Source organism: Dyadobacter bucti (genome assembly GCF_005869225.1).
GTDB lineage: Bacteria > Bacteroidota > Bacteroidia > Cytophagales > Spirosomataceae > Dyadobacter > Dyadobacter bucti.
This window is the reverse complement of sequence record NZ_SWFP01000009.1, coordinates 240,496-254,486: the sequence shown is the minus strand read 5'-3', so window position 1 is coordinate 254,486 and position 13,991 is coordinate 240,496. Positions and strand designations below refer to the sequence as shown.

15 protein-coding genes are annotated in these 13,991 nt (G+C 44.3%); 9 read left to right on the top strand and 6 right to left on the bottom strand.

From position 1 onward, the window contains the following. Nucleotides 1-21 precede the first annotated feature (21 nt). Nucleotides 22-1,242: a saccharopine dehydrogenase family protein gene (locus FBF61_RS26845; RefSeq protein WP_262712836.1), complete on the top strand. Its 1,221-nt coding sequence runs from the start codon at nucleotides 22-24 to the stop codon at nucleotides 1,240-1,242. Nucleotides 1,243-1,282: 40 nt separating this feature from the next. Here FBF61_RS26845 and folB read toward each other — a convergent pair whose 3' ends face one another. The 3 genes from folB to FBF61_RS26830 all read right to left on the bottom strand — a co-directional run bounded on the left by folB (nucleotide 1,283) and on the right by FBF61_RS26830 (nucleotide 3,665). Then, nucleotides 1,283-1,633: a dihydroneopterin aldolase gene (gene folB / locus FBF61_RS26840; RefSeq protein WP_138483214.1), complete on the bottom strand. Its 351-nt coding sequence runs from the start codon at nucleotides 1,631-1,633 to the stop codon at nucleotides 1,283-1,285. 6 nt (nucleotides 1,634-1,639) lie between these two features. After that, nucleotides 1,640-2,659 carry a DivIVA domain-containing protein gene (locus tag FBF61_RS26835; RefSeq protein ID WP_138483212.1) on the bottom strand — a complete coding sequence of 340 codons (1,020 nt, stop codon included), beginning with the start codon at nucleotides 2,657-2,659 and terminating at the stop codon, nucleotides 1,640-1,642. A gap of 106 nt (nucleotides 2,660-2,765) precedes the next feature. Continuing rightward, nucleotides 2,766-3,665, bottom strand: coding sequence for a WD40 repeat domain-containing protein (locus FBF61_RS26830; RefSeq protein WP_138483210.1), 900 nt, complete (start codon nucleotides 3,663-3,665; stop codon nucleotides 2,766-2,768). Nucleotides 3,666-3,775: 110 nt separating this feature from the next. Between FBF61_RS26830 and FBF61_RS26825 the strand changes: the two genes are divergently transcribed. Next, complete coding sequence (locus FBF61_RS26825) at nucleotides 3,776-4,405, top strand: 4'-phosphopantetheinyl transferase family protein (protein ID WP_138483208.1); 630 nt, start codon at nucleotides 3,776-3,778, stop codon at nucleotides 4,403-4,405. Nucleotides 4,406-4,407: 2 nt separating this feature from the next. On the opposite strand, the gene FBF61_RS26820 is transcribed toward FBF61_RS26825, so the two are convergent. Next, the gene (locus FBF61_RS26820; protein ID WP_138483206.1) at nucleotides 4,408-5,256 is read right to left on the bottom strand and encodes a transglutaminase-like domain-containing protein; all 849 of its coding nucleotides are present in this window, start codon (nucleotides 5,254-5,256) and stop codon (nucleotides 4,408-4,410) included. Between the two features lie 214 nt (nucleotides 5,257-5,470). Here FBF61_RS26820 and galE point away from each other — a divergent pair, with 214 nt between their 5' ends. The 7 genes from galE (at nucleotide 5,471) to FBF61_RS26785 (ending at nucleotide 12,582) form a co-directional block, all read left to right on the top strand. Beyond that, on the top strand, nucleotides 5,471-6,490 hold the full coding sequence (gene galE / locus FBF61_RS26815) for a UDP-glucose 4-epimerase GalE (RefSeq protein WP_138483204.1): 1,020 nt from the start codon (nucleotides 5,471-5,473) through the stop codon (nucleotides 6,488-6,490). After that, nucleotides 6,487-7,542: a dTDP-glucose 4,6-dehydratase gene (rfbB, locus tag FBF61_RS26810; protein ID WP_138483202.1), complete on the top strand. Its 1,056-nt coding sequence runs from the start codon at nucleotides 6,487-6,489 to the stop codon at nucleotides 7,540-7,542. The genes galE and rfbB overlap by 4 nt, the downstream gene beginning before the upstream one ends. A gap of 72 nt (nucleotides 7,543-7,614) precedes the next feature. After that, nucleotides 7,615-8,481, top strand: coding sequence for a glucose-1-phosphate thymidylyltransferase RfbA (gene rfbA / locus FBF61_RS26805; protein ID WP_138483200.1), 867 nt, complete (start codon nucleotides 7,615-7,617; stop codon nucleotides 8,479-8,481). Nucleotides 8,482-8,524: 43 nt separating this feature from the next. After that, nucleotides 8,525-9,169 (top strand): O-methyltransferase, encoded by a 645-nt coding sequence (locus FBF61_RS26800; protein ID WP_138483198.1) that lies wholly within the window; start codon nucleotides 8,525-8,527, stop codon nucleotides 9,167-9,169. A 30-nt stretch (nucleotides 9,170-9,199) separates the two neighbouring features. Continuing rightward, nucleotides 9,200-11,659 (top strand): LysM peptidoglycan-binding domain-containing protein, encoded by a 2,460-nt coding sequence (locus tag FBF61_RS26795; protein ID WP_138483196.1) that lies wholly within the window; start codon nucleotides 9,200-9,202, stop codon nucleotides 11,657-11,659. Nucleotides 11,660-11,669: 10 nt separating this feature from the next. Further along, nucleotides 11,670-12,263 (top strand): DUF3109 family protein, encoded by a 594-nt coding sequence (locus tag FBF61_RS26790; protein WP_138483193.1) that lies wholly within the window; start codon nucleotides 11,670-11,672, stop codon nucleotides 12,261-12,263. Continuing rightward, the gene (locus tag FBF61_RS26785; RefSeq protein ID WP_138483191.1) at nucleotides 12,247-12,582 is read left to right on the top strand and encodes an MGMT family protein; all 336 of its coding nucleotides are present in this window, start codon (nucleotides 12,247-12,249) and stop codon (nucleotides 12,580-12,582) included. Before FBF61_RS26790 ends, FBF61_RS26785 begins: the two co-directional genes overlap by 17 nt. Nucleotides 12,583-12,652: 70 nt before the next feature. On the opposite strand, the gene FBF61_RS26780 is transcribed toward FBF61_RS26785, so the two are convergent. Together FBF61_RS26780 and FBF61_RS26775 are read right to left on the bottom strand one after the other, a co-directional pair. Further along, nucleotides 12,653-13,048: a hypothetical protein gene (locus tag FBF61_RS26780; RefSeq protein ID WP_229215238.1), complete on the bottom strand. Its 396-nt coding sequence runs from the start codon at nucleotides 13,046-13,048 to the stop codon at nucleotides 12,653-12,655. 240 nt (nucleotides 13,049-13,288) lie between these two features. Continuing rightward, entirely contained in the window at nucleotides 13,289-13,867 is a 579-nt protein-coding gene (locus FBF61_RS26775; protein WP_138483189.1) for a hypothetical protein, read from the bottom strand. Between the last annotated feature and the right edge of the window lie 124 nt (nucleotides 13,868-13,991).

Genomic DNA, 13,991 nt, shown 5'->3' with positions numbered 1-13,991 from the left:
ATAAATACGCAAACATTCAAAATTTATAAAATGTCCAAGGTTCTTATCATTGGTGCAGGTGGTGTAGGTAGTGTTGTAGCGCATAAATGCGCACTGAACAGCCAGGTTTTTACTGAAATATTACTGGCCAGCCGTACCAAATCGAAATGTGACAAAATTGCCGCAGAGATCAAGGAAATGCATGGAGTCACTATCCAGACCGCGCAGGTTGATGCCGACATTGTTGCAGAAACGGTAATGCTCATCAAGAGATTCCAGCCGAAAGTCCTGATCAATGTGGCGCTTCCTTATCAGGACCTTACCATTATGGAAGCCTGCCTCGAAACCGGCGTGCATTATCTGGATACTGCCAATTACGAACCTAAGGACGTTGCCAAATTTGAATACAGCTGGCAATGGGCTTATCAGGAAAGATTCAAAGAGGCTGGTTTGATGGCTGTCCTGGGATGCGGTTTCGACCCTGGGGTTACGCAGGTTTACACTGCTTACGCCAACAAACATCACTTTGATGAAATGCATTATCTGGATATCATCGATTGTAATGCAGGTGACCACGGAAAGGCATTTGCTACCAACTTTAATCCCGAGATCAACATCAGGGAAATCACGCAACCCGGAAGATATTGGGAAAATGGTGAATGGGTTGAAATCCCGGCTATGTCAATACACAAGCCGATAGATTACCCTGAAATCGGCCCGAAAGAAAGCTATGTACTTTACCACGAAGAACTGGAGTCCCTGGTGAAGAACTTCCCTACTCTAAAACGCGCACGTTTTTGGATGACTTTTGGCCAGGCGTATATTACACATTTAAATGTTCTGGAGAATGTCGGCATGACGAGCATCCATCCGATCAAGTTCAAAGGAATGGATATTGTGCCGCTTGAATTCCTGAAAGCCGTACTTCCTGCTCCCGATTCACTGGGCGAAAATTATTCCGGAAAAACGTCCATCGGATGCCAGATCAAGGGTATCAAGGACGGAGAAGAAAAAACCTATTATGTGTGGAACAATTGCGATCATGCGGAATGCTATCGTGAAGTGAGGGCGCAGGCGGTAAGTTATACAACCGGTGTACCAGCCATGATCGGAGCCATGCTGATGCTTACAAACGATGAATGGATGAAACCCGGTGTTTACAACGTCGAAGAGTTGAACCCTGATCCGTTTATGGAACTGCTAAACCAGCATGGTTTACCCTGGAACGAACTGGTTAACATCGAACTTCCCCACGAATACTGATATAAAAAGAGAGGTTGAACAGTTCGTTCAACCTCTCTTTTTATCCCTCCATTGTGATCACCGCCCGGTTACAGACACCTCCTACCGGCGGATTGAATTTTGAAACTCTCACCGTGATATTGGCCACAGTCGGGTAATGGTCCCTGATTTTTTCTATTACTGTGAATCCGATATGTTCCAGCAACTTGGCCGGCTCCTTCATCACTTTTGAAGCAATCTGATATATGGTTTCATAGTTGACTGTTTCACTCAGTTTGTCATGCTGGGCAGCAACTATAAAATCTGTGGTAATGGTAATGTCCAACGCATATTTGTTACCGATCCGCTGCTCTTCGGGATAGTAACCGTGGTAAGCGAAAAATTCGAGGCCTTCAAGACTGATCGTTCCCAATGTAAATCAAATTTGGTCAAAAAATGATCCGCCGCCGCCCGTCTTCTTCGGCTGACTATTTTCTCTTTCCGTCTGTCTTGGTCTGTTGATTCCCGGAGCAGTATCGCGCGCTTTCTCTGCCGACTTATGCATTTCTGCCAGAGCCTCATTTGCGGCATCAGCAGCACTCTGAGCATTCTGTGCTTTTGCTTCCGCCCATACTTCCTCTGCCACCGGTTCTTCTTCTTGTACGAATACTTCTTCTTCTTTTGCCTCCGGCTCAGCTTCTGCTACAAATTCCTCTTCCGGTTCATGCTCGGGTTCAGGGAGAATGAATGCTTCCTTGGCATCCTCCTCAGGTTTGACAACTTCAAAAACCACCTCAGGCTTATCGTCCTGCAAAACTACATTCACCTCCTCGGTTAACTCCTCCTCGTCAGCCTCGGGCCTGTAAGCCGCCTTTTTAGGTATTTCAATTTCAGAAATGTGCTGCTTTATTTCTTCCATCCGGTTCAGGACGGATTCCTTATCATATTTCTTTTCAAACCGGTCTACGGTGTCGATCGTATTGTTGGCAAGAGATGAAAGCTGTACGATCAGATTGTCCCTGAAATTCTCGATTGCCCTGAAATCACGCTCCTGTATCTTAACCTCGGCAACAAACTCTTCTTTAAACCGGCGAAGCTTTTCCTCGGTCTCCCTGATTACCTGCGCCGTTCTGTTTTCCGCCTCTGTAACCAGCTCATTTGCAGTAGTTTTTGATTCTTCTATTCGTTTTTCCGCCAGTTCATTCGCCTCTTTTTCAATAAGCTTACTGGTATCTTCTGCAGCCTTTAAGGTTCTGAAAAGCGTTGATTCTATATCTTTCAGCTTCGCAAGTTCTTTTTCTGCATACTCCAATTGCATCTTCAACAGGCTGTTCTCGCTAGTGAAACGTTCCCATTCCTGCGACAGCGAATTCAGGAAAGCATCTACCTCGTCCGGATCATAACCTCTGAAAATCTTTTCAAAAGTGTGCTTACGAATATCTATTGCGGAAATTTTCATGATGCAATCTGTGCTTTGGTCCTAGTTAAAAACTATCGTGTAAGTTAAAGATATATGGAGCATTTTTCAAAGTATTTACCAATAATACCATATTATAAGTATGCACTTATTTGACCTCCCAAACCGAAATCATACGGTCATCACTGCACGAAATCAGCTGATTTTCAAAGGTCGTCCAGAGCAGTTTATTCACTGAAGTTCCATGCCCCGCATGCCTTGCCCGATCGATTATTTTTTTTAGTTTAAAGTTCTGTGAGTCCCACACCTTCACCGATTTATCCATACTACAGGTAGCAAATAATTTCCCATCCGGGCTAAACGTAATGTGATTGACTGCATACAAATGTGCCGGTATATCCGCCAGCAATTGATGATCATCCGCAACATCCCAGATCTTAAGATGTGCGTCACGGCCTGAGGTGAAAAGATATCTGCCATCTGGCGAATACTGAACGGAAAATACCGAATTGGTATGCGATTGGATTGTCCTTTTTAGTTTAAAACCGTCCAGGTCGAAAATATGGATATTATGGTCGCTGTCCCCGGCCGCGAATTCGAACGTAAGCGGATTGACCGAAATGGAGCGGATACTTTTGGTTGAAACCTTAATATGTTTTTGAACTGCAAAGGAATTGATATCCATAACTACGATGACACCATCGCCCAGGGCCAGCAAAGCCTTGCCGTTGAATATTTGTATGTCAAATATGGCCGCAGTTGTTATTTTCGCAGTATTATGAATTTTGTTGCCGGGGATATCAAGGATTTGTATTCCCTCGTAATTCTGCCCGATCCAGAGCGACTGGTTCACTTTATCGAGCGCCAGTGCATAAACGGAAACCCCCGCTTTGGCGACCAGATTTCCAAGATCAGGCTTATTGAGATCCCATTGAATTACAAAACCGTCACCTCCCGCCGAGTAAAAGCCGTGAGAAGTATTGTCAGAAATAATTGTGTAAACGCTATCCCTATGACCGGAAAAAGTATCTACTTTGCGAATGTTCATTTGGTAAATTTGCGATTAGCAATGATCAGTTTGAACCTTTGTATGCTTGGCCTGAGGCCACGCCCGGTTTCATTCCATTAAACAGGATAAGATTTTTAAACAGAATTATTATGCCGCTCGTTCATTCCGAAAAGATTGAAGAGACCACTACCCTCCTTCTCTGGAAACTCACTGAAACCGTGGAAGAACTCCGCGAAAACCTGGGCGGCGACTATAATGCGGAGGAATTCAGCAAGATAACCCACCCACAGAAAATCCGGGAATGGCTAGCTAGCCGTTTGCTTGTTAAAACCCTCTCCGAACAATTTGGCATTACCTATAAAGGAACACACAAAGATGAACATGGAAAAGCCTTTTTGATCAACAACGAATCCCATATTTCGATCACCCACACCTTTGAATACGTCGCTGTGGTCATGAACCCGTATGACGCAGTGGGTATTGATATGGAAAAAATGGACGCTAAACTTCAGAGGACTTCCAAAAAATACCTGTCCGTAACAGAACATGCCCACGCAGCAGATCAGCTTGCACCATTGTGCATGTATTGGTGCGCCAAAGAAGCTATTTATAAACAGTATGGAAGAAAGAAGGTCAGTTTCAGGGACTCCATATTCATCGATCCTTTCGAGACAGAGTCTTTACTGCTTGCGGGGACATTGATTGACAACGGGTTTGTCGTCAATTCGAATGTATATGTAAGATGGTTTGATGACCATTGCCTGGCCATAGCCCTGTAATTTTAACGTCCGTCAATGTCGTCCAGGGTAGATTTCAGAATCTTTTCAATTTCCCTTATTTTGTCCTGTTCGCTTGTTTTTTCATAGGACAGGATCAAATTACGCAGTACCCTTTGCACGATTTCCAGGTTGGTGCAGGGCTGATAGAAGATATCCTTCGATTTGATGTTCAGCTGTGCAATGTAATGATCGATATCTGTTTTCGAAAAAATAATCCCGCGATTAAAAACATTGATATAAAACTGTGTCTTGTCACTTTTATACGTCAACACGAAAAGATTAGGCAGGTTTACACCATAGACGGGCATATCCAGCTTTCTGGCGATCAACAGATATATAACGCACAAAGTGATGGGGTTGCCCCTCCTGTTATCCAGCACAATGTTAATCATGGAGTTCGCCGGAGAATGGAAATTCTTGGTATTGGCCGCAAAATTCATCACGCCGAAGAATATGCTGTTGATCCTTTTGATCTGGTCCACTGCATTCATCTCTTCCTGAAACTGTATCCAGATATCGTAATAAAGCTGCTCGATATTGGTTTTCAGTTTTTCTATAGATAAATCCGGGTAGTGGTAAGTAGCGATGATCCACATACCCTCCAGTAAATCCAGTCCTCCGCCATTTTTCCAGGCCTGCAGGCGCTCAATCATGATGCTCAGCTGCAGCTCATGGATCAGTTCCTCTATTTTACGCTGAATAATCGGGTTGAAATTACCCTCCCACTCTGTCTCCAGAAAAGGTATCACATTACCTCCCAAAGACAATATCTTATCTTCAACATGCTGACTTACCTCATGATCTTCATCATCAAGCAAGGATATCAGTGCTTTAATTTCTTTTTGGTCCATTTTCCTCAAATCTGCATTTTACAACCAACGGATAAATAAAAACATTTTTTTTTTATAGACGTCAAATTTTCTACTTTTGCCCGGAAAAAAATTACGCTTTAAGGGCATCAAATGTAGTGACAAGTGTTCCAAATAGTTGCTTTTTTTGTGTTTTTGATCCTGTTTTCCATCGATTACTATACCACAATTAATTTTCAAATTAAGGTCAGAACGAATGAAAATTCTCGTTACCGGAGGAGCCGGATTTATAGGCTCCCACACTGTTGTTGAATTGCATGAAGCAGGATTCGAACCAGTCATTATCGACAATCTTTACAACTCAAATCTGGACGTCCTGAAAGGTATCAAGAAAATAACCGGTAAGGATTTTCCATTTTACGAGATCGACTGCAACGACATCGAAAAAGTAAGGGAACTGTTCAAAAAAGAGAAATTCGACGGGGTGATCCATTTTGCTGCTTACAAAGCAGTCGGCGAATCCGTTGAAAAACCCCTGAACTACTACGAGAACAACCTTATTTCCCTGCTTGTACTACTGCGGGTGATGAAGGAGTTTAATGTCGACAAATTCGTTTTCTCTTCTTCCTGCACAGTTTACGGCCAACCCGACGCGTTGCCCGTAACAGAAAGCACGCCGCGCAAGCCTGCGACCTCGCCCTACGGGAATACCAAAGCCATTGCAGAGGACATCATCCGGGACTACGTTCATTCCGCTCCCGGCCTTAAAGCTATTTCCTTGCGTTATTTCAACCCGATCGGGGCACACGAATCTTCGCTGATCGGTGAGCTGCCGAACGGTGTTCCGAGTAATCTCGTTCCTTTCATCACGCAGACCGCCGCAGGGCTTCGTCCGTCGCTCACAGTTTTCGGGAGCGATTACGATACACCCGACGGTACTTGTGTCCGTGATTTCATACATGTTGTAGATCTGGCAAAGGCTCACTTGAAAGCCCTGGTCCTGCTGGACGGTCAAACCGACGCCAATTATTATGATGTTTTCAATGTAGGTACCGGCGAAGGTTACACTGTACTGAACCTGATCAATACATTTGAAAAAGTAAACGGGGTAAAACTGAATTACAGCATTGGCCCGCGCAGGGAGGGAGACGTGGAGAAAATTTACGCCCAATCCGATAAAGTAAATCAAGTCATGAAATGGTATGCTGAAAAATCCATGGCCGATGCGCTTCGCGACGCCTGGAACTGGCAATTAAAAATAACCCCTGAAAAATGAAAAAAATCTTAATCACAGGTGGTGCAGGCTTTATCGGATCCCATGTTGTAAGGCGATTTGTTACCTATCACCCGGAATACCACATCTATAATCTCGACGCTCTGACCTACGCCGGTAACCTGGAAAACCTCAGGGATATTGAGAATGCTCCAAATTACACATTCGTAAAAGGCGATATCGTTGATGCTGCTTTTATTGACAAACTGATCGGCGAGAACAATTTTCACGGCATCATTCATTTGGCCGCAGAAAGTCACGTGGACAGATCTATTTCTGACCCCATGTCTTTTGTAATGACAAATGTGGTCGGTACCGTGAATTTACTTAATGCTGCACGTACAGCCTGGAAAGATGATTTCACCGGCCGTCGCTTCTATCATGTATCTACTGATGAAGTCTATGGTGAACTGCATGATCCGGGAACATTCTTTGTAGAAACCACGAAATACGATCCACGCTCGCCATACTCGGCGTCGAAAGCATCTTCCGATCACTTTGTGAGGGCTTATAATAATACTTACAAGTTACCAGTAGTGATCTCCAATTGCTCCAATAACTACGGCCCCAATCATTTCCCTGAAAAGCTGATCCCGCTGATGATCCACAATATCATTCAGAAAAAACCGCTTCCGGTATATGGTAAGGGAGAAAATATCCGCGACTGGCTGTTTGTGGAAGACCATGCCATAGCGATCGATGTAATTTTTCATAAGGGTGCCAATGGCGAAACCTATAACATCGGCGGCCATAACGAGTGGAAAAATATCGACCTTGTTCTTTTGCTTTGCAGCATCATGGACAAAAAACTGGGACGTGAGGCCGGAGAAACAGAAAAGCTGATCACCTACGTAACCGACCGTGCCGGTCATGATCTTCGTTATGCGATCGATGCGACCAAATTGTCAGACGAATTGGGATGGAAACCTTCACTTCAGTTTGCAGAGGGACTTGAAAGAACCGTTGACTGGTATCTGGCAAATCAGGAGTGGCTCAACAATGTTACTTCCGGCGCATATCAGAAATACTATGATGATATGTATCAGGACAGGTAACTGTTAACTGAACAAAAAATCACAATCTTCGGCCTCAATATTCTTCGAGGTCATTCAAACTGACATCCAACTATGAAGGGAATAATTCTGGCCGGTGGATCCGGAACACGTTTGCACCCGTTGACACTGGCAGTCAGTAAACAGCTAATGCCTGTTTACGACAAACCAATGATCTATTACCCGCTTTCTATCCTGATGCTGGCTGGCATCCGCGAGATATTGATCATATCCACGCCACACGATCTGCCTCATTTTGAAAAACTACTGGGCGATGGCAGCAGATTGGGGTGCACCTTCAGTTACGCTGTGCAGCCAAGTCCCGACGGACTTGCTCAGGCTTTTATCATTGGAGAAGAATTCATTGGTGATGATAAAGTAGCGCTGATCCTGGGTGACAATATTTTTTATGGATCAGGCTTGTCGCAATTGCTTCAATCCAATAATGACCCGGACGGAGGTGTCATCTTCGCATATCAGGTGCATGACCCCGAACGTTATGGAGTCGTTGAATTCGACAAGAAAAATGATGTTTTGTCCATCGAAGAAAAACCGGAGAAACCAAAATCAAACTACGCGGTTCCGGGGCTATATTTTTATGACAATGATGTTGTACAAATTGCCAAAACCATTCCTCCGTCTCCCAGAGGTGAGTTGGAAATCACCGATGTAAACCGTGTTTACCTGGAACGTGGCAAATTAAAAGTGGGCGTCCTGAACCGTGGCACCGCCTGGCTTGACACCGGCACTTTCCAGTCATTGATGCAGGCAGGACAGTTTGTACAAGTCATTGAAGAAAGACAAGGCTTAAAGGTGGGATGTATTGAGGAGATCGCCTACCGAATGGGCTTTATAACAGGAGAACAGCTACGAGAAATTGCTAAGCCTTTGGTTAAAAGCGGCTACGGTACTTACCTTCAACGCATATTAGCTAATGTTTGATTTTTGTTAATCATAGTACATTAGGGTTTAGATTAAGAACGAAATGAAGTTTCTGGCAGAGGAAATTGAGGAATATTCCGTGTCTCATACGGAAAGTGAAAGCGACTTGCTAAAGTCTTTGAACCGGGAGACCTATGCCAAAGTTCTCAACCCGCGTATGTTGTCCGGGCATCTTCAAGGCCGGTTCTTGTCAATGATTTCAAGAATGATACGTCCGGACCGCATCCTCGAGATCGGGACTTACACCGGTTATTCAGCAATATGTCTTTGCGAGGGACTGCGCCCGGATGGAAAACTTATCACAATAGATATTAATGAAGAGCTGGAAACCTTCACCAGGAATTTCTTCGCCGGTTCCGGGTTCGACCAGTGCATTGATTACAGGATCGGCAACGCTCTGGAGATCATCCCTTTACTGGGAGATACATTCGATCTGGTATTTATCGATGCTGACAAAATTAACTATTCTTCCTATTTTAACCTCTGCCTTGAAAAGGTACGCCCCGGAGGTTTTTTAATTGCTGACAACGTCCTGTGGAGCGGAAAAATCATCCAGCCGAAGGACGCAAAAATAGATAAGGATACTCAAGCGTTGATAGATTTTAACCGGATGGTTCACGAGGACAGCCGTGTTTTCAATGTTCTGTTACCCATCCGCGATGGATTAATGATTCTTCAAAAAATTTAATTCAAGTCATTTAGCCAAGCTTTACAATTTATGGCCAGTACTTTCTTAAAGAACATCAGATACATCCTGTTAGCCTGGGTATTATTGCTACAGGCAGCGAGCAACGTAGATGCGCAAACTTATCCTGAAATTCCTTCCAGCGTATCTTTTGGCGGAATCACTGTAAAGTTTGACAGAAGCGCCCAAAACCTGATCGAAGAAGATGTTAAAAACCTGATGTCCAACAAAAAATTCTGGGAAGAAAAAATGGACCGGGCTGTTCTCCATTTCCCGATTGTGGAGGGCATATTTATGGACGAAGAAGTACCCATCGATTTTAAATACCTGGCTGTTCAGGAAAGCTCCTTCCGCCCGGATGTTGTGTCTACTTCGAATGCTGTAGGTTACTGGCAGTTCAAACCTGAAACAGCGCGGGAACTGAATTTACGGGTAGATGGTGACATTGACGAACGAAAAAACATCAGCTCTTCCACACATGCAGCAGCATGGTATCTGAAAAAAAATAACCAGCAGTTCAACAACTGGGTAACTACGCTCTACTCCTATTATCAGGGTGCAGGAGGCGTAAAAAAAATAATCCCTGCCAACTGGGCTTATGCCCGTGAGGTGACCTTAAACGGCAAGACGGATCGGTATATGCTCCGTTTTTTTGCACACAAAATTGCTCTCGAAGCCGGAATAGAACGCTACAAAACTGCTAATCAGACTATTCTCCTGGAATCCGATTATGGTAAGGGCCTGACATTTGATGAGATAGCGAGTTCGCTGGGCATTGCTTCTGCTGATCTGAAAGCTTATAACAAGTGGATTAATGCCAATGAAAAAATCCCTTCTGACCGTGAGTACCTGATCGCCATTCCTGTGCCTGTAAACCAGGTAGCATCGGTGCGCGAGAAACTGTCTTTACCCGAACGCCAGACCGTGGTGGCGTCGGTGTTCGAGGATACAGGTTTTCCCGTAGTAAAAAAAGCCGCGCGGCAGCTGTCAGAGGTGAATGCACCCATTTTATATGAGATCAACGGATTACCCGGAGTAGAGGCACGTGCAGGCGACAAACCGAAAACGCTGGCAAAGGCGGGCGATATCAAAGCACCTACTTTCATGCGATACAATGATATGCTGGCGGAGATGCCACTTATCCCGGGCAAGATCTATTATTTGAGTAAAAAGAATAAAAAGGCTGCAACTCCTTTCCATACCGCGCGTCCCGGAGATACTTGGCACAGTGTTTCGCAGCAATACGGATTGCGCCTGGTAAGCCTTCTGAAATATAACCGTACTACCAGTCGGAATTATCCGATTCAGACCGGGCAGGTTTTATTTTTGAACAAAAAGCGACCTAGAAAGCAGCCTATTGAAATTATTGCTCCTCCGCAGCCAGCACCTGCTACAACAGAGCCAGCCGTTGCATCTGCACCGCAGACACCACAAGCTACTGCTACTGTTCCGGCGCAAACCAACACTATTCCAGACAAGCCTTCGGGCAGAAAAAAATATACGCCGGTGCTCGTTGAAAAAAGTGACAGCAGCGTTGCCAAAGAAACTGTGCCGACGGCAACACCGACTGTTACTCCGCCGGTGGCCGTGGTGCCGAAGGCTGAAATACCAGTAACCACATCAAAACCTTCCTCTAATAATGCGGAGACCAATGATCGGGTAGTCATTATCACGCAGGACAATGCGGATTCATTCAGATCAGCAGAGGAAGAAAAACCGGCTACCAAGCCCGCCAAACCAACTGCTCCAGCTACAACGGGAGGTTCGACTGCGACAATGTCGGTATACCAACGGCAAAGATTAGCGGCCCAGGAAAGAGCAGCAAAAGAAGCAGCGGAACAGCCAGAACAACCCGAAATAGCTGCCGCCACGGAGAAGGTCAGCTATCACACTGTTCAACCGGGAGAAACCTATTTCAGCATTTCCAATAAGTATAATCTCACCGTAAGAGAGCTGATTTCGCTCAATAGCAAAAGCGGCGGCCCCAACCGCCTTGTTTCCGGCCAGCGATTGCTGGTAAGTAAATCTGAATCTGCTGCATCCGCTTCGGAGGAAAATACTGCCAAGGCGATACCTGTAACGCGTCCAGCTGCCGCTTCAACCTTTAAAACACCGGAAGAAATCAAACAGGAAATGCGAAGCTCCGCATATGAAGGACAGGAATTTCACGTAGTTCAGGGGGGAGAGACTTATTATAGTATCTGCAGGGCATACGGTCTCAATATCAAAGATTTGTACGCAATGAACAATCTGGACGATTCGGACAAATTGAAGTCCGGTCAGCGCCTGCGGATCAAAAAATCGGCTGGTAGCGATCCTGACTCCCAAAAACCATCGACCCCGGGTACCCAAACACATACTGTCGCTCCGGGCGAAACGCTTTTTCGAATCGCACAAAACTATCAAACGAGCGTCGAAGATTTGAAGAAATTAAACAATATGTCCGGAAACAGTGTTATGGTAGGGCAGAAACTAAAAATTCCTCAGCAGTAGGAAACTTCATATGATACTCATTGACAATACGTGCATTAGCGACGATATAGAAGATCAGCTCTTTGTTTGTAACCTTGACAAATGTAAAGGAGCGTGTTGCGTGGAAGGAGATTCGGGTGCACCATTGGACGAAGATGAGCTTGCCATACTGGATGCAATTTATCCGGCAGTTGAGCCCTATCTTTCAGAGGAAGGGAAGGCGGTAATTGCCAAAGAAGGGACACATACGACCGACTGGGAGGGTGATCATGTAACACCGGTTATCAATGGCCGGGAGTGTGCATACGCGATCTATGACAAGCGGGGCATCTTGAAATGCGGTATCGAGGAAGCCTATAATGATGGCAAGATCAATTATAAAAAACCTATTTCCTGCCATTTGTACCCCATCCGCGTTACGAAGTACGAGCAATATCACGCGTTGAATTATGACAGATGGGAAATCTGTAGCCCTGCATGTAGTTTTGGGGCAGAGCTGGGTGTACCAGTTTACAAGTTTCTCAAAGAACCGCTGATCAGAGCCTATGGAACCAAATGGTATGATCAGCTTACACAGGAAATACTTGAACGAAGAGAGGCCAGGGCCAATGAAGAAAAAAGGTAACGAATTCTTTGACGACGTTTATGATGTGGTGAGGCTTATCCCAAAAGGCAGAGCTACTTCTTATGGTGCAATCGCTGCTTATCTGGGTTCCAGAAGGAATGCGAGGATTGTTGGCTGGGCGATGGGAAGCAGCTATGAAAAACATGGGATCCCTGCTCACCGTGTTGTAAACAGCCAGGGAATATTGAGTGCAAAAATGCAGTTTCCAACGCCGACCACCATGCAGGAAAGGCTGGAAAGCGAGGGGATCGTTGTGAAGAATGATAAAATTCAAAACTGGAAAGATTGTTTCTGGGATCCTGAGAAAGAGTTGAGTTAATTGATAAAACATAAAGTCGCAGTTCGTTTTTAACTGCGACTTTGTGTTTTACCGGCTTATCCTGTGAGCACTATTCAAGTGAAATCAGCTTTTCACTGGTGCTGCGGATCTGGACTTCTTTGGTAAGTTTTTGTTTTTGATAAGACAGTTCAAAATAATACGTTCCGTCATGCAGTTCGTCAAGGTCAAAAGTACGACGGTACTTTAGATCTTTGTCATTAACAACCTCACTGTGAAATATCTTACCAACTTTGTCTTTCAGGACAATTCTCAATCTGGAATCATCCCCTTTGTCAACAGCCAGCTTCACCTTATTGGTATTCTTTAACTGATACAATGCTGCATTGAACGTGGCTGGTTTCGCGTCTTTTTCAGCTTTTTTGTTTCTCTTGTCGCCTGCAAATGAAGAAATGGACAAGGTTAGCGCAAGTGCGCAAAGGAAAGTTGGGATGCTTGAAATTTTCATGGCTATTTTTATTTAATGGTTATACTGTACACCTGCACAGTTGACCTTTAAATAAAAAAGGATATGCCAGATTCATTTTTTTCAAAACTCTATCTGACATATCCACCTCACAATATACTGAATCAGAAGGTATTACGATTTATTTTTAACATTTTTCAAAACTTCGCTCTGTCAATTCACGATGTTCGCTATCGAACATTTTAATTTGAAACCGAACGATTTCAGACACATTGATCTGTTCTATATTTTGTTTTTACCTCTGCTTTCATTCGCTATTTTCTTGATCATCGGTAGTCTGTCCGCAGGGATCAGGTGTTTATAGTCCCAAAACGCGGAAACGCAAACAATTTTCCATTCTCCATTGATCTTTTCCATCAGCCTTACCTCTTTGCTGTGATGGAAATTCTTTTCCATTTTATCGCTGTTGAACTGGTCCCAGGTTAGATATGCCACGTCATCACCAAAAAACTTGTATTTCATGTTCTTCCTCTCGACGATCGGGTGGCTGGATACCGGCTCCGGATTGTCGGCTATATACTTGCCTATCTGTTTGTTGATATCATCCCATCCGACGTTAGAGTCGAATGTACCATCGTTATTACTCCAGGCCTGGAAAGCGTAGTCTGTCTGTGCATAATTTGCTTTCCATGCATTATAATCTCTTGCAAAAAAAGACTTGGTCTCATTTTCGATGGTTGCGTTAATGGCCTTTTTCTCATTTTCAAGATTAGCTTCGCGGGTGGCTTCTTCATCTTTGGCTTTGTCGGTACATGCCATACAAAACAAAGCCCATAGCAAAATGAATGACAGTGTTTTCATATTAAAAAAGTTTAGTTTGTTTAACCAATCTTTTAATTTAAACATCCATCTACGGCGTAAAAGCGAAAATTATCTTACGTCATAATTTATCAGAAAGTTAATATTTTTTTGGATAAATACAAGT